Here is a 21,910-nt window from a genome sequence, read left to right on the forward strand (position 1 = left end):
ATTTTCCGGGAAAATATTAATGCTGCAGGGACTTACGCTTAAAAAAGAAAAAGACGGCAGGGTCTTCTGCGCGCATTTTCAGGCGATGGCCTGTGACTGTGAAGTGCTGGTGGAATGCTCCGGGCGTGCGCTTGCACTTAAGCTCAGTGAAGCAGTGTTTAGCGAAGCCAAACGTATTGAAACTAAGTTCAGCCGTTATCTGAAAAATAATATTGTCTACCAGATTAATAACAGTGCCGGCAAAACGCTTACTGTTGATGATGAAAGTGCCCATCTTCTTGATTTTGCTTATATGTGTTATCAGTTCAGTGACGGATTATTTGATATCAGCTCAGGAATTCTGCGCCGGGTATGGACTTTTGACGGTTCAGATAATGTGCCGAAGCAGGCGCAGATAAATAAACTGCTGCCTTTTATCGGTTTAGATAAAGTATCATGGCAGCCACCTCTGCTCAAACTTCCGTCTGAGATGGAGCTGGATTTTGGCGGTTTTGCTAAAGAGTATGCTGTTGACTGCTGCCTGACGAAGGCGCTGCAGGTGTGCAGTGAAGTACCGCTTCTACTTAATTTTGGCGGCGACTTAATCTGCAGTGGCCCGCGTGAAAATCAGCAACCGTGGAAAGTCGGCATTGAAAGCGTCGGCGGCGGACAGCCCGCTGTGGTGACTCTGTCCGGCGGCGCTTTAGCAACCAGCGGTGATGCTAACCGTTATCTGCTCAAAGAGGGCAGACGTTACAGCCATATTCTTAATCCGTTAAGCGGCTGTCCGGTAATGGACGCGCCGCGCTCAGTTACTGTAGCAGCAGAGTCCTGTATTGAAGCCGGGTTATTATCAACCATGGCAATGCTTCAAGGTCCTGAAGCTGAGGATTTTTTACAGGCACAGGAGGTCAACTTCTGGATCCAGGATTAGGACTGTTTAAACAGTAGGCAGCTCAGTCATCAGCGGCTGAACTACAGTGTCGGTGTTTTTATTACTGCCTTTCATTTTCTGAAAGAGCAGAACGGCCGCTTCTTTCCCCACTTTGGCATACTGCAGATCGGCAGCAAAAATCCCCGGGTTTAATATGCGGATGTAGTCGTTAATACCGACGGCTGCAACGGGTAAGTCAGACTTTCCATCTCTAAGCAGATGCACCAAAGCACCGCCGGTTAAACGTTCGGTACCGCAGATTATGGCATCAGCACCAGCTTTTAAAAGGGCTTTACAGCCTTTGACACCATCTGCATATTCCATATCCGTTAAGTAGATAATCGGCTCTGTTTTATGTGCCGCGCAGGCTTTTTTATAAGCATCTAAGCGTAATTTTCCGGTCTGGATATCACTTTCATGCACACCTAAAAAAGCTATCTGTTTAGCATCGTGCACTTTTAAATACTCAAAGCAGCGCTCCACTGCCAGGGGGCTGTTAGTAGTTACCGATGAGATACCCGGCTGTTCCACCGCGATCATAACAATATTTCCGTTAAACAGATCCTTATTTACTAAGCCCTGATCGGTAAAGCCGAAAAATATTATCCCTTCAACCTGTTTCTGCACCATCAGTTCAATATGTGTATTCAGGAGTTCACCGTCGTAACGGCTTTCTAAGACCAGTACTTCATATTCATGCTGGTGGAAAAAATCGATAATTTCACTTAATGCCTGGTTTTCTGCTGAAGAACTCAAACGGGTAACTATGATTCCGATACTTTTAATCGGCTGGTTATTCATAGCACGTGCCACTGCGGAAGGTTTATAACCCACTTCTTTAATAATCTCGCGAATTTTTGCCTGTGTTTCGGCTTTTACTTTCGGATCATTATTAAGTACGCGGGAAACTGTTGATTTACCTACGCCGGCTAATTCTGCAATATCACGAATAGTGAGTTTTTTCATGGTCTTCCGAGTTATTAGTGTTGATTAACGGAGAGTCAATTTAGCATATTTTGCTGCTGATTAATTATTACAGGGTAAAATTAAAGCGTTAAGTCAGTCACAATATTATCTCCTTTGCCTTTTATTTCGCCAGTTAATCCGTCATTATCTAAGGACCGGTCCCAATTGGTGATTATATAATCACTGAAAGAGAGCGAGAAGGACCTAGATATTTACGCAAAAATATTTTTTTAACTGGAGGTGGGACTGGTCCCATATTTATATGAATACAAAAAAACAGATTGAACTCCTTATAAAACTAATCGGTGGTAAAGACAACATCGCATCAGTCAGCCACTGTATTACCCGTTTACGCTTTGTACTGAAAGAAACAGAAAAAGCAGATGCGGATCGTATTGAAGCTGAAGTACCGGCTGTAAAAGGCTGTTTTACTAACGGCGGCCAGTTCCAGGTAATTATCGGTACTGATGTTGGTCAGTATTATCAAGAACTGCTGCAGCAGGCTGATATTGATTCATCTTCAAAAAATGAAACCAAACAAGCAGCTAAAGCAAATATGAATCTGTTCGAACGTGCTTTAACTAATTTAGCCGAGTTGTTTGTCCCGGTATTACCAGCAATTATTACCGGTGGTTTAATTTTAGGCTTCCGTAATATTATGGAAGTAGATTTCAGCGGCAATGGGGCATTAGTTAACCAGTCACAGTTCTGGATGGCGTTACATCAGTTCCTATGGTTATTAGGTGAAGCTGTATTCCACTTCCTGCCGGTTGCTATCTGCTGGTCAACAGTTAAGAAACTGGGCGGATCACCGGTTCTGGGTATTATTCTCGGTATTACACTGGTCTCTCCGCAGCTGATGAACGCTTACGGTATCGGTTCACAGGTTCCTGAAGTCTGGGACTTCGGTTTCTTCACCATGGAGAAAGTGGGTTATCAGGCACAGGTTATTCCGGCAATTATGGCGGGTATCTTTCTGGCCATGCTGGAAGTACGTTTGTCGCGGATCATTCCATCCTACCTGCATCAGGTGTTAGTACCGCTGATCAGTGTTACCGCCGCCGTATTTGTTGCTCATGCATTCATCGGTCCAGTAGGCCGTGCAATTGGTGATGCATTCGGACAGCTGGTATTAAGTGCCATGACCGGTGATTACGGAGTTATCTTCTCTTCAGTATTCGGTTTCTTATATGCACCGCTGGTAATTACCGGAATACATCACACAACTAATGCTGTAGATATGCAGTTATTTCAGACAATCGGCGGTACACCTGTATTCCCAATGATTGCTCTATCAAATATTGCCCAGGGTTCTGCAGTTGTCGGTGTACTGATTGCCAGTCGTAAAAAGTCTGAAAGAGACGTATCGATTCCGGCTGCTATTTCTGCTTACTTAGGTGTAACAGAGCCTGCAATGTACGGTATTAACCTTAAATACAAATTCCCGATGCTTTGTGCAATGGTCGGCTCTGCGATTGCCGCCGGTGTTTGTGGTCTAAGCGGCGTATTGTCTAACGGTATTGGTAACGGCGGTATCTTAGGTATTCTTTCTATTCAGCCGCAGTTCTGGACAGTATTTTTAGTGGCAATGGCGTTCGCAATCATCATTCCGATTGTATTAACGGTACTGGCTTTCAAATACCAGCAGAAACGTACTAACAAAACATCTGCTGATGAGCAGTCTAAGCAGACATCTGCAGCTGCTGTTTAATACTCAGTAAGCTCTAACAGGTGCCGTATCACTACGGCACCTGATTTTTTAATTTACACTTAGTAATCGAAACAAAGGTTAATATGAAAAATAAATCCATTGACTGGTGGCGCAGTGCGGCCATATATCAAATTTATCCAAAGAGTTTTTGTGACAGTGGAAGTCGTGGAACCGGAGATATTCAAGGCATTATATCGCAGTTAGACTATCTTAAATTACTTGGCGTTGAGGCTGTCTGGTTAACACCGGTTTACAGTTCGCCTATGATTGATAACGGTTACGATATTTCTGATTATTATAATATCAACCCTGATTTCGGTACCATGGCTGACTTTGAGCTGCTGCTTGTTGAGATGAAAAAACGCGGTATACGTTTAATCATGGATATAGTGGTTAATCATACTTCAACCGAACATGCCTGGTTTCAGTCGGCACTAGGTGACAAGAACAGTCCTTACCGCGATTATTATATCTGGAAAGATCCGGTTAACGGCCAGGCGCCCACTAACTGGGAGTCTAAATTCGGCGGAAATGCATGGCAGTTAGACGAAGTCACGGATCAGTATTATTTACATCTGTTTGCCAAAGAGCAGGCGGATCTTAACTGGGAAAACCCTAAAGTCCGCGAAGAAGTAAAAAAAGTGATCAGTTTCTGGGCTGAAAAAGGGGTCGACGGATTCCGTTTAGATGTAATTAACCTGATCTCTAAACAGCCTGAATATCAGAATGATGAAGTCGGTGACGGCAGAAGATTTTATACCGACGGACCAAAAGTACATGAATACCTGCAGGAAATCAGCAAAGCAGTATTCCAGAAATACGGCAGCGTAACAGTAGGGGAAATGTCATCAACGACCCTTGAACACTGTCAGCAGTATTCCGCTCAAGACGGCAAAGAGCTGTCCATGGTATTTAACTTCCATCACCTGAAAATTGACTATGAAAACGGTGAAAAATGGAGCAAGGTCCCTTTTGATTTTATTGAACTGAAATCCATATTTAATTACTGGCAGCAGGGGCTGCATAAAAACGGCTGGGGAGCACTGTTCTGGTGTAATCACGATCAGCCGCGGGTGGTCAGTCGTTTAGGCTGTGATCAGCACTATCGTATTGAATCGGCGAAAATGTTAGCGTCATCACTGCATATGATGCAGGGTACGCCTTATATCTATCAAGGTGAAGAGATAGGTATGACTAACCCGGGTTATACCTCGATTGAACAGTACCGTGATGTTGAAAGTACCAATAATTACTCTATTTTAGTGGATGAAAAAGGCTTTGATGCCTCATCTGCTCTGGATATTCTCGCGCAGAAGTCTCGTGATAATTCACGTACACCGATGCAGTGGGACAGCAGTGAAAATGCTGGTTTCAGTAAAGGAACGCCGTGGATCGGGGTTGCTGAGAACTACCCGGAGATAAATGCTAAAAATGCAGTTGAGGATCATAATTCGGTTTTTCATTATTACCGTCAGCTGATTAAACTGCGTAAAGAGATTGATGTGGTGACCAGCGGTGACTTTACCGACTTGATGCCGGATCATCAGCAGCTGTTTTGTTATCAGAGAAAGTCTGATAAGCAGACCTTAATTTCGATAAATAACTTTTACAATCAACCTGCTGAATGCTGCTTACCGGATTCAGTTGACGGTGCGAAAGGGGTATACCTGCTGTCAAACTACGACAGCTGTGTGCAGGAAAAACCATCTAACAAGATGCAGCTGCAGCCCTATGAGAGCCGTATTCTGCTTATCGAGCATTAATATCCCGCTTTAAAAGCCGGCCGTTTAATCAAAATTTAAATGATTAAGCGGCCTTTTCATATCTGCTTCTGGTTTACTCTGACATACCCTGTGCACGTTCGCTTAAACACTCGTGGGAACTCATTTCAAATTCACGACAAATCCACGGACGGTTTTCATAAATTGTGCACATTAAGGTGGTGCGGTCTACCGCTGCACACCAGCCGTCGTCTAAGCGCGCCATTGTTTCGCCGCCCCATCTATCTGTTTTTATATACTGCTCAGGTACGCCGGTATCAGAGATAATCATGACCTCAAGTTTACAGCAGCAGGCGAGACAGCTTGCACAGGTGACTTGAGGTTCAGTTAGGTTGGTAATTTCTATGGTCATAAGCGGCTGCAGTAAGTTTAGAGGCGCCCAGCATAACTGAAAAGTGTCTGCTTTTCGCGATTATCTGTATCAGCCTGCAGTTAGCTGTCTTTTTAACAGCTAAGAAGCCGCCCGAAAGCGTGTTTTTATTTGTTGTCCTGGATGCCGAGTTTTTTTAAGGCCGCACTGTGTTTTTTGTAATCCCGATATTCTAAGGCGGTGGTGACAGCAAAAAGAATAAGCAGGCCTAGGGTAAACTGCCAGAAGCTTTTAGATAAAAGCAGACTGACAAAGAAACATGCCAGTAAAATGTAGAGTATTTTAATGCCGAATTTGAAACGTTTACGGCATAGATTGCGCAAATGTCTATGTTCGCTAACTTTTATGTTTATTGTTTTACCCATCCTTAGAACCTCCGATGTAACACTATGCCGAGTATTTACTGCCCTATAAAAAGAGTGAAGAGAGTATAATTAATCAGCATATTATGATTAACAAGTATAATCAAAAAGAACGATCTAGGCTTGTGGACAGAAGCACATCCTTTATCGTTTTATTGTTCTGACACTGCGTACATAATTGAAAACGTAACGGATATCTCCCTGGGGGCCAAAATACTGCGGATAGTCTTTTTTATTACCGGATTTAGGATCACTGCGCTGTGCACCTGCGCCATGTACATCCATTAAACGGTTATGCATCCTGCCCTGTGCTTCGCCAAAAGCAAAATAGACCGCAGAGCTGTAGGGATTACGCCCGTCTAGATGAGTGGTGCTGCTCCAGAAATAGGGGTACTGTTTTCTTCCCTGGGGATCCTTAATGGCCGTGATACTGAAAAGCGGATTGAGTGCAGCTGAATTTGTTGTCTGCGGCGAGCGCGAGTAATCCACTATGCTGTGCAGCTCTTTGGCGCTGGGCAGGCGCCAGTCGCTGTAACCTGCCAGGCGCAGATTTTCGGCATAATCAAGCGCATCCTGCCAGTTCATTGCTTTTGCACTGTCCGCTCTTTGCCACATTAAACCGCTGGCTGCATCCGTTATTGTGCCGTCGCCGTTATTAATAAAACGGTTTTTCCCGTAATTTTTATTACCGCGCACAAAACGAAAATACATCTTGTTGGCCTGCCTGCTGCGCGGGTGGTATTTAGGGTAACCCTTGATGCGTCCGTCGACAAAATTCACTCCGAAAACCGTTTGATCATTGCGCATTGTTCTGCCTACATACTGCGTTGCACTCCAGGTCTGCGCATCAATCTGACGTGGTGAGCCAAGCGGCTGCTGAAAGTATTTTGTATCGATAAATAGAGTCACGGCTTTCTGGCCTTTTACCCGCCCGCTGAACTGCATCAGAGAATATAACTCTTTAATCGAGGGGACACGCCAGTCACTAAAACCGCCTAACTTTAGGGACTGTGCCTGTTTAAGCGCCTGCTGATAGGTGAGTTTTTCTCCCATCTTCTGCTGCCACATTAAACCTGTGATGTTATCGCTAACGGTCCCGTTTTGATTGTTGGTGTAGGAAGGTTTATTTATCTGGTAGTGTGCATCCTGTCCGTAAAACGGCGCACCTTGCTGCGGGGCTTTGATTTGTGAATCATTGCTGTAAAAGCCGCTGACATTGGAATCAACAATTGGATAATCAAGCAGGGGATTTTGCGCATAGACACTGCTTGAGCTTACTAATAGGTATAGCGACAGGGCTGTTATGGTTTTCAATGCTGTTAACTCCTTTTATATGTTCAGGTAACAAAGATATTAACTAAGCGCTGCTTTTACAAATACCCGTTAGTTATCTGCAAAAGTAATCTGTTGATTTCAGATACAATCTGCTGCTTATCTTTTGAGTCTAATTGATAGAGCAGTTTTCCGCTAAAATCCCCCTGATAAACAACTAGCCGGTAAGCTCCCTCTGCATAACAGCCTTCAGGGTACCAGCCGAGGTCGATAAGACGGTTGCGGGACTGATTAGTAAACTGCAGAATGTCCTGGGTAAATACCGTGTCGACAGACTGAATCGTTTGCTGTGACGGATCCACATTGTAAAACTGATTGTAGGCGGTAAACCATCCGCCAGAAATTTGTAAATCCTGAAGTTGTAATGTCATAGCGTTACTTTGCCTTTATTTTAGCTGTCTCTGCAGCCTTCTGCTGCAGCCAGACAAGTGCATTTTGACGATTAGAAAAATGGTGCAGATTCCAGTCTTTATTGCTCGGTAGTGACGCTAAGTACTCTATCGTTTTGATTGACAGATAATCATAGGTGAGCACAGCGACTGCATTGATTTCCTGTAATTCCGGCAGCTGCATCTGTGTCTCAAAGCTGTAGCTGTAACTGTTTACTTTGTTAATAAGCAGGGAGAAGGGGGCATTAAGCTTTGCCTGCAGCAGTTCATAAGACTGCTTGAGCATGTGCAGGTTCAGTTCGACACCCTCTGCAACGGTCACCTCTGCAAGATCTTCTTTAATAATAGTGAACTGTGCAAAAGGCAGCTGATACGAGTCCATAATTTAATCCTTTAAATTAATAACGTCATTCCCTGACGTGCCTTATAATCCTTTATAAGACAAGGAGATATTAATAGCAGATAAAACCTTTAAAGAGAATCATTTAATTATTTTAAATAAGCGACTGGTAAAAACATGCTGAATGATAGAAGAGTGATATTTTTATTTGTTGTAAGATATTTACAGGAAAGGTTTGGGTTTCCTGATTTTTCTTCTAAGCAGTGTTGAGGAGATTTTGGAATCTATGGATGAGTTAAATCAATAAGGTAAGGCGGCCACAATATGAAAAAATCACATAAACAGTTTTCAGAAGCTTGCGTAGATAATGACCTTAAAACCGTCAGGCGAATGATTGATGAAGGTATAGATTTAACTGAAGTTTGGACTTATGAGTATTACCCACTAGCGTTTGCTGTTCATATTAATAACTTAGAGTTAGCTAAGTTGCTAGTTGAAGCTGGAATGCCTTTATACGAGAACAGTAAAGATGGGGTAAAAGAGTCTAAAATTCTAACTAATTTAAACCTATTAGGTGGTTGGTGCAATGATTCGCATGAGACCATAATGTATTTATTAGAGTGCGGTTCAAATATTAATTCACCGCAAATAGGTTTTAATGGTGTTTCACGTTTAGCTCTTTTACGTAATACCGAAATTTCTGAAAAATCAGATCAATTTTTTAATGCGCTTATGGAGAAGGGGATTGATGTTGATATGTTGATGGAAAATGGAGAGTTATTATTACATTCAATTGTTGCAGGGAAAAATAGTAAATATATTCCTCCATTAATTAGGTTATCTAAACAAGTGAATGCAGGAACTACTGCTTACGAAGGAAGAACTCCACTTTTTGAAGCTGTGAGAGTGGGCAACGAGGCCGCTGTTAATACCTTGATAGAGATGGGCGCAGACGTAAATAAAAATGTTTTTGAAGATACCATTTTGGATGATGCTTATTATCTAAAAGAGAGTGATAAGCACATGAATCGTAATGGTTTGGTGGATCGCATTATCGAAACTCTAATTAAACATGGTGCTAAAACTTACCAGCAGATGGTGGATGAAGGTTTAGTCAAACCGGAGTGTTTTGAATGACATCGGATATTAATATCACTTTTAATCAACCGGATAATGGATTTTTCACATCGTTGATAAAAAAAATTGGGCCAGGGAATATATCAATTAATAACAAAGTCTGGTTATCTTTTTTAAAAAATACAGATAAAGTTTTATGGCAAGGGCTTTGTGAATACCCGTGCTTTGAAGGTGATTTGAATATTGAAAATTTAGAGTTAGATGGACAAAAAGCAGAGCTCTGGATCATGTCGGGATCTTTTGCTTTTGATTATGCACCGTTTATTGTACAGATATTAACTAAAGCAGGTTGTAGTGATGTTTTTGCTATTGTAAGTACAGATGAATGTGAATGGGTCGAAGATGACAATGGTGAATCTTTACCTGTAGGTTTGAGTTACCGAATGCATGAAAATGGCTGCGTACTGGAAGAAGGCTACCCTAAGGGTTATGAGGATGAGCTAGATGAATTATTTAAAGGGTCGTTTTAATTTTTATTTATGCCTCTTTTTCCGTTTTATTTTATTCTGTCGTATCAAACAATCCGTTTTATAAGGCAGTTTGTGACAAAATGATAGAGTTACAGATAAATGGTATTTTCTCTGTAGTAAAATATTGCTATCCCAGATTTTGCTATAAATGTAGAAGAATTTTTATTTTAAATTATCTTTAGGTGACACTAATTATATGTTTAAATTGTGTTTATTAAGCTAATTGATTATATAAAAGGGATTCTAGTGACAGTTGAGACTATATTAGCAAAATTTAAAAAAGACGAATCTAATAATATAAGTGCATTTAAAGGAAAAAGTGGTTCAAACCGTTATCAAATCTCACTTGATATTAGTAAGCGCATTAGCAACCCTCATAAAATACAACAAAGAAGTACTAGTTTATGTGGAGCAGTGGTTTTTTTACAATGTATCGCTAAAAAACACCCGGAAGTATACGCTCAATATATTATTGATTTATTCGAAAAGGGAGAAGCTTCAATTGGAAAGTTACAAGTTAAGCCAAGTAGAGCTTGTAAAAGTTTATTCAAAGATACTATTCCAAGAGCAACTATTGTCGATGTAGATTGGATCGGACTTGCCAGTTTACGTGATTCTACTAATACATTATTTAATTATGATCATCCAAGTGACCAATTGGCTGGGATCACTACTCCTGGATGTTTAGCTGGTTGGTTTAAAAAAACAGAATTATTTGGCAGTGTTGAAAATGAAACAAACCTTATTTTTGATAAAGGTTCAAGAAATTTATTGCAAGCAAACTTGCGTTACTCAACTGATTACCATGTTTGCTTATTTGTTGGATCGAAAATACTCGTAACAGCGGATAATATAAAACTCAAAAAAGGAAGTGCTCCAGCTGATCATTGGGTAATATTGAATTCAAAGGTACTGCTAGATAATATGCCTGCAAACCTTGATATGACTTCTCAAGTCGATGTGCAAGATAAGAAAATTAGTTTTAATATTCAAACATGGGGTAATAACCAAATGCCCGTGAATAAAGCAAATACAAGTCTAAAAGTGAGCGAATTTTTAGATTATTATTACGGTTATGTCTGTGTTAAGTGATCTCAAAATGAAGTTTTTATTTTTATCAATATTAATCTTTAGTTGTTTTATTAATAACTCTTTTGCCAGCGAGAAATTTAACTGGCAGCATATTTATAAATATAAACCTACGCACATCGACTCTAGCTCCATGGTCAGTTATATAATGAGTGATCATTCTTTATTTATTTCAGAATTTTCAAAACTCTATAAAGTAACGTTGAATACGGGGAAGGTGAGTTCACTCGCCTTAAATACCGATTTTGATGCAGATCCAGAAAAAATAAAAACTCCCAAAGCTGGTTTTTACTACATGGATTTTATTGAAAATAATATATCCTTTGTTTCGTATACAAATAAAAAAGGTATACATATTTGGGATACTTCTGTACTAACGTTGTTAGGGACTAAATACAATAGTTGTGGTGAGCGCTACCCTTATAGGATTTCGCCAGATAATCAATACTTATCTTGCGGTAGTGAATTAGGTTTATTTTCGACAGAAAAAAAACTTTTAAAGTTTGGGCCTCGTTTTGTTCATAACTCTGGCTTTTCTACTGAAAATTATTTTTACTATTATGCCCGTAAAAATAATCATGAAGCATCAAGTATTGCTTTTTTTGATCTAGAAACTAAAAAAAATCATGACTTAAGCCATAAAGATGAAGTGACATATGCACATCTATCGAAAAATAGTAATGTACTTGCAGTAGCAACAGAGGGCGGTTGGTTTAGCAAAGATAAATTGTATATTTATCGTCTGCCAAAGTCCCATGCAACACAAATTGATAGTATAACGACTGAAGGTTTAATTGTTTCTGCTGATGGTCAATATGTCCTTGCTTCGAACCCATCGGGGGTATCGGTTTATAAGGATATAGCAGGGAAGTTCACTAAATATAGGCAATTAGCCATTGGACTACCTATTGATGGTAATGTTACTGTTTCTCATGAAAAATCTGGGTATACCACCATGATTTTTGCAACAGATAGCAGAGTCTTATTTCTGACTAAAACTGGCAACTTAGAATTATGGGACATTGAGCAAGCCAAGCTACTCCACAGCATGGTGGTTAATAAAGCAAAGAAAGTAGCTATTCGTTTTTTATACCAGACTGAAAATAATTATGTAGTTATTCAATGGGATGATTACGATATAGATGCTTATAAAATTGAGGTTGAATAATAACAGGTAGTGAACTTACAGTTATTTAGTTGCAGCTAACACATCACCGGTATTATTTTATTGCCAGTGCGGTATTTAGAAAAATATGTGCATATAATAATGCCTTGTGCTCTTTAGCCTCGAGAAAGCAATATTTCTCAAACTTTTTGATTGTTGATAGTTTGCTAAAAGGCGGGAGCATATACGGCAACGCCTTACGGCAGGTGCTTATACTGTTGCGGAAATTGCGGGACATCCAAACCTTTTTGATTGATGGAAAAGAAATAGCAGGACATATATGGACGCTCCACATCTGTCCTGTAGCTCTTTGAATTGTGACTTGAATAGGTACACTGATTAGTTCGCTCTGGTTATATCCGCGATATTTTATCCAGCCCAATCAAAGCGTCAGTTTTCTTTACAGTTAATAGGAGTAAATAATAACTGTATTTTGCTGCAAAATTCCTATGGAATTTAATATTTATGTGTAAATACAAACCGTTTCAAATGATCTGCAAAGAGTTCTGCACGTCGAAAATTATTACAATTTAATAAAGCAATATAGCAAATAAACCCCGCCATTCTGCCTGTTAATCGCACAACCACCTGATTTAACTTAGTTTGTTTTTTATTTCAATTGCTGATGATAAAGCAAGTATCAGACTAAATAAGTTGGTTATACCTTGATGTAACATGTGATAATACCTAAGCTTCTGTTTATCAATAAATTAATCTGTTCGGCACAGTTATTGCTGCATATTATTTTTATGGGGACGCGCTTTTTTATTCTTATTTATACAAGTTTTTAGTTTGGATCCGCATCTCTATCTTAGTTAATATTGGAGGTACTCGGAAATGAAAAATTTAATTAAAGGTTTATTTGCTGCTGTTTTAGCGGTGTCTTCAAACTCGATGGCCACAGTACTGGATATCGATTTTAATGGTAATCAGTTTTTACTTGGAACGTTTGACAGCGCACAAACAGGCTCAGATTTCTACTCATACGGCAGTCCATCGCATTCCTCGGCTAACCCTGTGTATCCTAATACTGCCAACCTTATCCCTCTTGAGGCCGATGCGCTGCAAATTTTCTCCCATGTGAATACCGGCACTAATGAATTAAGCTTTGGAGCTATTCTGGAAAAACCCAATGGTAGTGGAGGGGGATCCTTCAGTGCTGATTTGGACTGGTCAACTCCTGCAACTCTGGCACTTACAGATGATAATGAAACAGGAACTCTTGGTGCGGGCGGTCCACAGAGCCTGGCTTTTAACTGGGTAGACTGCTGCACAGACGGGTTTGTAATAAGCGGGTTTGATCCTGAGGATCTATTTATAAATCTTACTAATGTTACCGGCAGTGATTTAAGTAAAGTGATATTCCTAAGTCCTGATGGGCAGAACTCGAATACCGTTTTTGATTTTCCATCGCAGGCATTCTCGATCAGTATTCTACCTTGTGATCCGGCAACTGATCCTAACCAGTGTGTGGTCGTCGGCGTACCTGAACCAGGCGCTTTTATGCTGCTGAGTCTTGGTCTGCTGGGGTTAGGTTTCAGCCGTAAAATAATATAAGTTAACTTTTTTTACTATCTGCTTTAGGGGATATTAACAGAGCGCAGCTAAGTCTGCGCTCTGCTGTGTTTAACTGCCTGTCGCCTGCCGCGCTTATCTACGGCAGGTTTTTATATTGTTCCTGGTATTTTTGTAAAACCTGCTTTGCAGTTTTTTGCGCCCATTTCTGACCAATAGCATAACTTTCGCGCATAATTTTCGGCTGTATCTGGAGCATTTTTTTTCCGGCGGGGGTATTATAAAATGCATTAATCGCCTGAATATCCTTTTCCGTTAAATATTTCTGGTATACAGGAATGATCCTCTTTTCAACTTCATCTGTATCGATTTCTGCCATGGTATTTGTCCAGAATGAGTCTTGTGCTTCAGGGATCATTTTCTTTAATGAGGGAAGCATGCGTCTGAGCATCTGCTCTCCCAGGCTGCCTGAGCCGCTTGCGTGCATTAAGGCCTTAATACTCTCTGCTGATGCAGGTTTGGCTGCTGAATAGGGGGTAAAAACTACGCCGATAATAAAACAGATAGTCCATAAATAGTTCATTGGTGATCCTTTTTATGAGTATGTTAGATATTGTTAAGCGAGTAGTACTGCTGCAGTTATTCGCATTTTTATAACTGTAAGCCCTGTTTGCTGTTTTCTGCAAGTCAGCTTTTATTAATCGGCAGGCTGACTAAGACTTCCACGCCTGAATTATCTTCGCGGTTGTGAATCGATATTTTACCCTGATGAAATTCAGTGATCATTTTGGCGATAAACAGCCCTAAACCTAAATGAGTTTTGTCTTTGCTGTTTTTCGCGCGTACCGAGACCATAGAGTTGAGCAGTTCATCACCCATATTTTCCGGCAGCAGCGGGCCGATATTAGCTACCGTTAACAGTGCATTATCCCCCTGCTGGCGCAGTGATATTTGAATAGCATTTTCCTGTTCGCTGAACTCCATGGCATTGCTGATCAGCTTATCAAACAGCTGCACAATAAAGTCAGGCTCAGCGTGGAACGGCAGTATCTTGTCTGCTTTATGCAGTTCAAAGCGGTACTGGCTGTAGGTCATCTGATAACCCTGAATACAGCCTTCCACCAGCTCGTTAAGCGGGAAAAACTCTTTGTCGCTGCTCTGCAGACTCTGTTCAATGCGGGTTGCTTCGCTCATACTGGTTAAGATTCGGTTTAAACGGATAATACCTTTCTCTGCACGGTTTATATACTTCTGGTTGTCTTCGTTCTGCGGCAGTAACGACAGGTTTTCTAATGATGAACGCACCACGGCAACCGGGGTGCGCAGTTCATGAGACAGTCGTGACGAGAGGTTTTCCAGATAATGATGGTACTGCCCTAAACGGTTAACCATATCCGATAAACCGCGTGACAGATCGCCGATCTCATCACCGGACTTTGACGGGGCGAAGGGCGCTAAAATACGCCCTTGATCATCAATGGCATTATCTGCCTGATCACGCAGTTTACGGATCCGCGAGGCAATATTGGAAGCAAAAACAAACAGCAGCAGCGTGCCGACAACTATAATACTGAGCAGAACATTAAACAGCTTTTCCAGGGCTTTATTACGCAGGGTGCGGATACCGTTGGTGGTCTCTTCGGCGACCACTATACCCATTACTTTATCGCCGACCATGATCGGGTGAGCGGCCGACAGGATCATCGCTTTATTATCGTCCGTTAAACGCCAGCTTGACTGCGACTTGCCGTTTAAGGCGTCTTTAATAAACTTGCTGTTTAACTGCGTTGAATCAGACAGGTCGTCAATAAAGTCATGCGGCGGGCGGGATAAAAACAGATCATAAAGCGGCGCCAGCAGCTTGTCCTGTAATTTATACCATATTGAGTCTTCTGAAACCTGCTCCTGGTAGTCCGGGGCCCAGACGCCGTCGGCCTTGCGAATATCTCCGGCTTTAGCCAGTACCCGCTGGTGGCGGTCTACCACCCAGATCCGCGAGCGTGTATGGCTCATGCCTTTTACAATGCGCTCAATCTCCGGAGAGGGCACTAATACCGTGCCCAGCTGCTGCAGATCTCGTGTATTAGAAGTGGCGATAATGTTATTTACCCGGCGTTTGTTTTTATCGGAAACGGTATGCAGGGCAAAGCCTAATTTATTGCCGAGCATATCCAGCGGCAGGCGGAACTCTATGTTGTATCCTGTTTCGGTCTCTTTCCAGTAACCTTGAATACGTTTTTCACGCTGCAGCTGACTGATATCACTATCGGGCTTCGGCTGCAGAAAAGCATTAAACCAGCCGCTTTTATGCACCGAGATAATATAACGCTGCAGGACTCCGGAGGGATCGGAAAGGGCGATAATAAGGTGATCGTTTTTGTCTATCTGACGGGCATTTTTCTGACGAAAAACCGGGTACTTGTCATTTACCTGGAAATAGCCGTATAAATAACCATCCTTTTTACCCACCATATGGGTAAAAGAGATTGGATTATCGCTGTTTTTATCTGCTTGAAAACGCACATATTCAGACCCGTAAAAGAGGCTCTGGCTTTTATTAGCTTTCCAGTCGTCCAGTAGACCGTCTATCTGAATCGCCTGTTTAATTGTGTAGGCGTACAGATCCTTACCTGCTTCAACCTGCTGCAGGAAGCTTGCCTGCGAGTTAAACAGTTTTGGGCGTTCATGCAGCGCAGTTGCCACGGCGCGGGTGGTGCCGATCAGCGTCTGCTCCTGCCCCTGACGCAGGAACTTTTCCATTTCCCACACATACTCATAACCCAGCCAGGGTAATATCAGCAGAAAACTCGCTAAAATAATGACTTTGCTGCGCAGGCCGAGTGAAAATTTCTTCACTGAGCGGCTTCCTGGGAAATATCCCAACGATAACCCATACCGTAAACAGCGGTAATTTCATCAAAGCCGGGATCCAGCTTAATGAATTTTTTACGGATACGTTTGATATGCGAGGTGATGGTATTGTCGTCAACCACCATATTCGCATCCTGCATCAGCTGCTGGCGGTTACGTACTATACCGGCACGGTTTGCCAGAGCATGTACTATCCAGAATTCGGTAATGGTAAAATCGAGCGGGCGTGCTGACCAGCAGATCTGCATTTTATCACTGTCGATAGTTAATAAACCGCGCTGGATAATCTTATTGTGATCCGTGGGTTTCTGCATCAGATCGATACGGCGGAACAGGGCGCTGATGCGCACCATTAAATGCTCTAGTCCGATATCTTTGGTTAAATAGTCATCCGCGCCTAAACGCAGTCCGGAAATCGTATCAAAGTCATTATCACGTGCGGTTAAAAAAATAATAGGTACAGTCGCAGACAGCTGCCGTAAAGACTGGCAGAGCATAAAGCCGCCGTCATATTCATCACCTAAACCGATATCTATAATCGCCAGATCCGGCAGACGTACTTCAAATGCTTTTATTGCGTCAATACGGTTTTCATAGCTGTCCACATGGTAACCGTGTCTGCTCATTAAATCGGCGTAATTTTCGCGAATATTTTTTTCATCTTCAACAATTGCGATACGTTTCATTTTTTAACAACCTTGTTTATACGTTTCTTAACAGCAGTATACGTTAAATATCCGCACTAAATAGCCGCTTCATGAAATTGCCATTTTTTGGACACAATTGATCAGCATTCTGCCTTTTTGTTACCCCTTTAATAACACAACTGTCTGCTTAAATATAATCATCAACATAACAGCTTAAAAGGGCAAACAGATGACTAATAATAAAAACCAATCAACGTTTAAAAAAACAACGCTAAGCATTATCGTTATTTCTGCTGTTACCGGCGGATTAATCGCCTTAGAAAAATCGCAGACTCCCTTTGAGTATTCTGTAGAAGACTCTTATCAGGTAGAAAGTCTTAACCGTGAACATGTTACGCAGAGTATTAATACAACCGATGCCGATCAGCTGGCGTTAATTGCCGAAGCAAATCTGATTAATCAGGAGTTAGATGATTATCAGCCGCAGAGACTCAATGAACTGCAGGAGAATATTGAAACCAGTGCGTCCGATCTGCCTGAAGCGCAGATATTTGCAGCTGCAGAATCACCTGCACCTGCTTCTGACAGCCTTGAAAAGCCGGTTATTGTCGAAAATGAAGTGTTATTTTCCTTTGCATCAAGTGAGATAGATCCCTCTTATTTCCAGTCGTTAATTGAGACTGCTGAGTTTATAAAAAATGTCCCTGAGAATAATGAAACTGTGTGGCAGGTGGTTGGTCATACGGACCGCAGCGGTAACTCTGCATACAATGTCAAACTGGCCGAAAAACGCGCTCAGGCGGTAGCCGCATTTTTAGTTGATAAGGGAGTCAGTGAAGAGCAGCTGGCGATTGTAACCTTAGGCGACAGCAGCCCTGTTCATCAGGCGCGCACTGTCGCCAACAATCGTTTAGACCGGCGCGTTGAGATCCATGCTTATCAGGCGGAGGTTACAGCGCTAGTTGAGCAGTTAAATGAGCAAAGCCGCCAGCTGGCCGCTGCTGAAAAAAGACAGCAGAAACAAGCCGCCGAGCAGCTGCAGGCTAAGTTGGAAAAACAGAAACAAGCAGCGGAACAGTTACAGGTTAAGTTAGAAAAGCAGAAAACAGCAGCTGATAAACAAGAGCTGTCAGTAACAAAGAGCAGTATGGAAAAGTTAAGCGTTAGTTTTGAAGATGCAGACAATGCTGAACTGCGCGACAGCCGCACAGTTTCAGCAACAATGGATTTTTAAGGAGGTTTTATGCGGTCACTTAAAGGAGTAGACAATAACCGCAGGCAGCAATGGTTATTATTAGGCAGATCCTTAGCCGCAGTGCTGTTGATCTGCACTAGTTTCTCGGCTGCCGCTGAAAAGCCGCAGGCCGGGCTGGTTTATCAGGACAGTAACGGAATAAGCCGCGAGGCGCCTTTATTAAGCACATCGGTAGAGATGAATGTCAGCGGCTTAATTAACCGGGTGTCTGTCAGGCAGGTCTTTGAAAACGATTCTGCGCAGTGGATTAACGCGGTTTACCTGTTTCCACTGCCGGAAAACGCCGCCGTTGATCATCTGACCATGAGGATAGGCAGGCGGGTAATTGTTGGAGAAATCAAACAGAAGGCTGAAGCGCAGCAGATCTATAAGCAGGCAGAAAGAGAGGGTAAAAAAGCCGCTTTAGTTGAACAGCAGCGCAGCAATATGTTTACTACTAAGGCTGCTAATATCGGCCCGGGAGAAAAGCTGACCATTGAGATTGAGTATCAGCATAGTGTTTCCTATAAAAGCGGTTTATTCAGCTTGAGGTTTCCGATGGCCATTACTCCCCGCTATGCGCCTGCTGTTAATCCTTTAAGCACAGAAGAGCGCCATAGTTATCTGGCCAGCCTGTTTGTAACTAAGGATCAGGAAGTGCAGGGCGAAAGGGCCTCGCAAGACTGGATATGGCTGGATAAATGGCAGCGCTGGCAGGATGCGGCTGCAAGTTATCAGCTTGCTGAGCAGACGGTTAGTATGATTAAAACTGCTGAGGATCCGGATCTGCTGGTTGATATTAAAATTAATCTGCATACACCGCTGCCGGCAGCTGATATCCAAAGCCCCTATCATGGTTTAAAAATTGAAAACAGAGAAGCTGACTTTAAGGTTATCTCTCTGTTTGATTCAGCTGTTCCGGCGGATCGTGATTTTGTTTTAAACTGGTCTCTGAAGCAGACAGAGCAGGCTGAAAGCAGTGTTTTTGTACAGAAAAAAGCGGACGACAGTGGAATAGAAAAATACGGCTTAGTAATGATGATGCCGCCGGCGATGCAGTTCATAGAGAATGCGCGTATTGCTAAAGAGGTTATTCTGGTAATTGATATATCCGGTTCAATGTCCGGTACATCAATCGAACAGGCAAAATCCGCATTAAGCTTTGCTGTTGATCAGCTTGCTGAGAATGACACTTTTAATATTATTGCCTTTAGTGATAATAGTGAGTTTTTTGCCGGTAACTCTCTGCCCGTTGACAGCCGCAGCAGGATGATGGCCAAGAGCTTTATTAGTCAGCTCCAGGCAGGCGGCGGGACCAATATGCAGGCCGCCTTAAATGATGCCCTGTCCGAGCAGCGCACCGTTTATCCGAATGAATACAAAGAGCTGCGGCAGATACTGTTTATTACCGATGCCAGCATCAGTAACGAAGAGCAGTTATTAACTCAGATTCAAAGGCAGCTGGGCACAAGCCGGTTATTTATGGTGGGCATCGGCTCTGCGCCTAACCATTATTTTATGAAAAGCAGTGCGCAGATGGGCCGCGGGACCTATACCAGTATTGCAGATGTTAATGAAGTCAGATCGAAAATGTCGGCGCTGTTTGCGCAGCTGTCAGCGCCGGTACTGCGTGATATTAAACTGACCTGGGAAAACGGCAGTGAGGTGGATTACTGGCCGAAGCCGATAACAGATCTTTATCAGGGCGAGCCGCTGCAGGTGGTGATGAAAATGCCGCAGGGTAAAAACAGATTACAGGTTTCGGGCTTGAAAGTTGAAAACGGCACCACGAAAAAATGGTCACAGGTATTAATGCTAGATCAGCCGCAAAATGCTGCTGGAATAGACATTTTATGGGCAAAAGAGCAGATAGACAGTATTGAGCTTAACCGTCAACTGCCCGCTAGTGAGAAAAAGCAGCAGATCACAGCGTTAGGTCTTAACCATCATATTGTTACTAAACACACCAGTCTAGTGGCTGTTGAGCAGCAGGTAAGCCGTCCGCTGATGCTCAGCAGTGTTGATAAACAGGTTAAAACACATCTGCCTAAAGGTAATACCATGAGACTGCCGCAGACCGGATTAGGCAGCGGACTTTATCTGCGTATCGCTCTGATGCTGCTGTTATCCGCTGCTGTGCTGTGGACTGCTGAACGTCTGCTGTCCAAAGGTATCTCTGATGAGCTTGTTTAGGAGGTTTTTATGAAGCTGTTATCAGGGCGCTGTTCCAGAAAAAATAAAAAGCCGCGTTTAACTGTATTTCATAAACTGCTGCTGATTATGGTGCTGGCGGCGCTGCTCCTGTTTGCCAAAGGCGCCTATATGCAGGGTAAAGCTTATCTTGCCCAGCAGCTGCTGACTTTTGCCTGGGCTCGTCATCAGCAGGACGGTGAACTTTATAAAGCCTGGCCCTGGGCAGACAGTGCGCCGCTTGCACAGTTAACAATTAATGATCAGGAGCCTTTAATTGTACTTTCCGGGGCAACGGGCAGTAACCTGGCTTTTGCACCAGCCTGGATGGTCTCAAGTGCGCCCTTTAATCAGGGCGGTAACACAGTGTTAGTCGGTCACAATGATACGCATTTTAAACAGCTTGAGGATCTGCCGGCAGCAAGTTATATAACGGTTAAAAGCTACCCGCAGCTGCAGATGAGTTATCAGGTGATTGCGGCAAAAGTTGTTAATGAAAAGGATCTGTCAGTTCTGGAAGACAGCGGGTTTGAGACAATAACCCTGATCACCTGTTATCCCTTTGATGCAGATATTATTAACAGCGATTTACGTTTTGTGGTGATAGCTAAAAGAGTGCTGCAGAAGGGGACAGGAGTTTGACTTGAAGCCGGTTTTATCGCTCTCAGCCTCCACATTACAGTTGTTTAAGGTAATAATACCAAATCCACTAATTTTCTATTCATTTATGCTGGTTAAAATGAATGCTAACTTCGTTATTGATTTTGTAATTAGAACAACTAGTTACTGCAATCAATGCCTTGCTTTCATTCATTTTTCCTACGTCTAAATAGATCACCTAATTAATGGAATTGGTATAATGCGCATCAGTGACAATGAACAGGGATCAGTATTTTGTCGTATAAGTCTTTTAATCAGGGTTTTACACTAATAGAGTTAGTGGTTGTTATTATTATTCTCGGCGTGTTGTCTGCTGTCGCTCTGCCGAAGTTTACCTCCTTGTCTAAGGAGGCAAAAGTCAATGTGATCACACAAATTAAAGTCAGTGTCAAAGTGGCCAATGATTTTATGTTTCTTAAATCCAATATGCCCAGTTATGCTGCTCAGCCCGTGCCTAATCGCGATGATCTGATTGATGTTGATACCAATGGTGACGGCAGTTACGATACCCGTTTAAAATGGCATTATTTAGATAATACTGATATTGAAAAGCGTATCGATATTTCCGATGATTTTGCGATTGAATATGAAGGTATTGAATATACCTATATCGGTTATGATACGGATAACGATAATCAGGTGCAGGATAATAACTGTTATTTTAAATATACTCAGGCATCCGCTTCGGGTGTACCGCCTGATTATGACATTGAATACAGCGGCTGTTAGTTGTTTAATAAAAAGCCCGTAAGAATACTCTTAGCGGGC

The 21,910-nt window shown here is 42.3% G+C and carries 21 protein-coding genes; 12 read left to right on the forward strand and 9 right to left on the reverse strand.

The genetic code is table 11. From position 1 onward, the window contains the following. Positions 1–19 precede the first annotated feature (19 nt). The gene (locus G337_RS0123770) at positions 20–913 is read left to right on the forward strand and encodes an FAD:protein FMN transferase (protein ID WP_028866065.1); all 894 of its coding nucleotides are present in this window, start codon (positions 20–22) and stop codon (positions 911–913) included. A 6-nt stretch (positions 914–919) separates the two neighbouring features. Here G337_RS0123770 and G337_RS0123775 read toward each other — a convergent pair whose 3' ends face one another. Further along, on the reverse strand, positions 920–1,879 hold the full coding sequence (locus G337_RS0123775) for a LacI family DNA-binding transcriptional regulator (protein WP_028866066.1): 960 nt from the start codon (positions 1,877–1,879) through the stop codon (positions 920–922). 262 nt (positions 1,880–2,141) lie between these two features. On the opposite strand from G337_RS0123775, the gene treB reads away from it, so the two are divergent. Together treB and treC are read left to right on the forward strand one after the other, a co-directional pair. Continuing rightward, positions 2,142–3,590 carry a PTS trehalose transporter subunit IIBC gene (treB, locus tag G337_RS0123780; RefSeq protein ID WP_028866067.1) on the forward strand — a complete coding sequence of 483 codons (1,449 nt, stop codon included), beginning with the start codon at positions 2,142–2,144 and terminating at the stop codon, positions 3,588–3,590. A gap of 83 nt (positions 3,591–3,673) precedes the next feature. Further along, positions 3,674–5,353, forward strand: coding sequence for an alpha,alpha-phosphotrehalase (treC, locus tag G337_RS0123785; RefSeq protein WP_028866068.1), 1,680 nt, complete (start codon positions 3,674–3,676; stop codon positions 5,351–5,353). Positions 5,354–5,426: 73 nt separating this feature from the next. Here treC and G337_RS0123790 read toward each other — a convergent pair whose 3' ends face one another. From G337_RS0123790 to G337_RS0123810, 5 genes are all read right to left on the reverse strand, one after another. Beyond that, positions 5,427–5,723 carry a YkgJ family cysteine cluster protein gene (locus G337_RS0123790; protein WP_028866069.1) on the reverse strand — a complete coding sequence of 99 codons (297 nt, stop codon included), beginning with the start codon at positions 5,721–5,723 and terminating at the stop codon, positions 5,427–5,429. 125 nt (positions 5,724–5,848) lie between these two features. Continuing rightward, on the reverse strand, positions 5,849–6,106 hold the full coding sequence (locus tag G337_RS0123795) for a hypothetical protein (protein ID WP_028866070.1): 258 nt from the start codon (positions 6,104–6,106) through the stop codon (positions 5,849–5,851). A 141-nt stretch (positions 6,107–6,247) separates the two neighbouring features. Continuing rightward, complete coding sequence (locus G337_RS0123800; RefSeq protein ID WP_028866071.1) at positions 6,248–7,417, reverse strand: Lcl C-terminal domain-containing protein; 1,170 nt, start codon at positions 7,415–7,417, stop codon at positions 6,248–6,250. A 56-nt stretch (positions 7,418–7,473) separates the two neighbouring features. Continuing rightward, positions 7,474–7,806 (reverse strand): hypothetical protein, encoded by a 333-nt coding sequence (locus G337_RS0123805; protein ID WP_028866072.1) that lies wholly within the window; start codon positions 7,804–7,806, stop codon positions 7,474–7,476. 4 nt (positions 7,807–7,810) lie between these two features. Further along, on the reverse strand, positions 7,811–8,206 hold the full coding sequence (locus tag G337_RS0123810) for a hypothetical protein (protein ID WP_028866073.1): 396 nt from the start codon (positions 8,204–8,206) through the stop codon (positions 7,811–7,813). Between the two features lie 282 nt (positions 8,207–8,488). On the opposite strand from G337_RS0123810, the gene G337_RS0123815 reads away from it, so the two are divergent. The 5 genes from G337_RS0123815 (at position 8,489) to G337_RS0123840 (ending at position 13,582) form a co-directional block, all read left to right on the forward strand. Then, entirely contained in the window at positions 8,489–9,301 is an 813-nt protein-coding gene (locus G337_RS0123815; RefSeq protein WP_028866074.1) for an ankyrin repeat domain-containing protein, read from the forward strand. Further along, positions 9,298–9,771 (forward strand): hypothetical protein, encoded by a 474-nt coding sequence (locus G337_RS0123820; RefSeq protein ID WP_028866075.1) that lies wholly within the window; start codon positions 9,298–9,300, stop codon positions 9,769–9,771. The genes G337_RS0123815 and G337_RS0123820 overlap by 4 nt, the downstream gene beginning before the upstream one ends. A 246-nt stretch (positions 9,772–10,017) precedes the next feature. After that, positions 10,018–10,863 (forward strand): hypothetical protein, encoded by an 846-nt coding sequence (locus G337_RS0123825; RefSeq protein WP_157619455.1) that lies wholly within the window; start codon positions 10,018–10,020, stop codon positions 10,861–10,863. Between the two features lie 7 nt (positions 10,864–10,870). Next, a complete protein-coding gene (locus tag G337_RS0123830; protein WP_157619457.1) occupies positions 10,871–12,028 on the forward strand; it encodes a hypothetical protein in 1,158 nt (385 codons plus the stop codon). Positions 12,029–12,862: 834 nt separating this feature from the next. Then, positions 12,863–13,582, forward strand: a complete 720-nt coding sequence (locus G337_RS0123840) for a PEP-CTERM sorting domain-containing protein (protein ID WP_028866078.1) — start codon at positions 12,863–12,865, stop codon at positions 13,580–13,582. A gap of 97 nt (positions 13,583–13,679) precedes the next feature. Here G337_RS0123840 and G337_RS0123845 read toward each other — a convergent pair whose 3' ends face one another. The 3 genes from G337_RS0123845 to pdsR form a co-directional block, all read right to left on the reverse strand. Continuing rightward, entirely contained in the window at positions 13,680–14,123 is a 444-nt protein-coding gene (locus G337_RS0123845; RefSeq protein WP_037028577.1) for a DUF2059 domain-containing protein, read from the reverse strand. A 104-nt stretch (positions 14,124–14,227) separates the two neighbouring features. Further along, positions 14,228–16,396 carry a proteobacterial dedicated sortase system histidine kinase gene (gene pdsS / locus G337_RS0123850; protein WP_028866080.1) on the reverse strand — a complete coding sequence of 723 codons (2,169 nt, stop codon included), beginning with the start codon at positions 16,394–16,396 and terminating at the stop codon, positions 14,228–14,230. Further along, positions 16,393–17,097, reverse strand: coding sequence for a proteobacterial dedicated sortase system response regulator (gene pdsR / locus G337_RS0123855; protein ID WP_028866081.1), 705 nt, complete (start codon positions 17,095–17,097; stop codon positions 16,393–16,395). The genes pdsS and pdsR overlap by 4 nt, the downstream gene beginning before the upstream one ends. 190 nt (positions 17,098–17,287) lie before the next feature. Here pdsR and G337_RS0123860 point away from each other — a divergent pair, with 190 nt between their 5' ends. From G337_RS0123860 to G337_RS0123875, 4 genes are all read left to right on the forward strand, one after another. After that, on the forward strand, positions 17,288–18,292 hold the full coding sequence (locus G337_RS0123860; protein ID WP_028866082.1) for an OmpA family protein: 1,005 nt from the start codon (positions 17,288–17,290) through the stop codon (positions 18,290–18,292). Between the two features lie 9 nt (positions 18,293–18,301). Further along, complete coding sequence (locus G337_RS27270) at positions 18,302–20,485, forward strand: marine proteobacterial sortase target protein (protein WP_051303579.1); 2,184 nt, start codon at positions 18,302–18,304, stop codon at positions 20,483–20,485. A gap of 9 nt (positions 20,486–20,494) precedes the next feature. Next, positions 20,495–21,124 (forward strand): class GN sortase, encoded by a 630-nt coding sequence (locus G337_RS27275; protein WP_051303580.1) that lies wholly within the window; start codon positions 20,495–20,497, stop codon positions 21,122–21,124. 252 nt (positions 21,125–21,376) lie between these two features. Next, the gene (locus G337_RS0123875) at positions 21,377–21,871 is read left to right on the forward strand and encodes a type II secretion system protein (protein WP_425414455.1); all 495 of its coding nucleotides are present in this window, start codon (positions 21,377–21,379) and stop codon (positions 21,869–21,871) included. The last annotated feature ends 39 nt before the right edge of the window (positions 21,872–21,910 follow it).

The organism is Psychromonas aquimarina ATCC BAA-1526 (assembly GCF_000428725.1).
Classification (GTDB): Bacteria; Pseudomonadota; Gammaproteobacteria; order Enterobacterales; family Psychromonadaceae; genus Psychromonas; species Psychromonas aquimarina.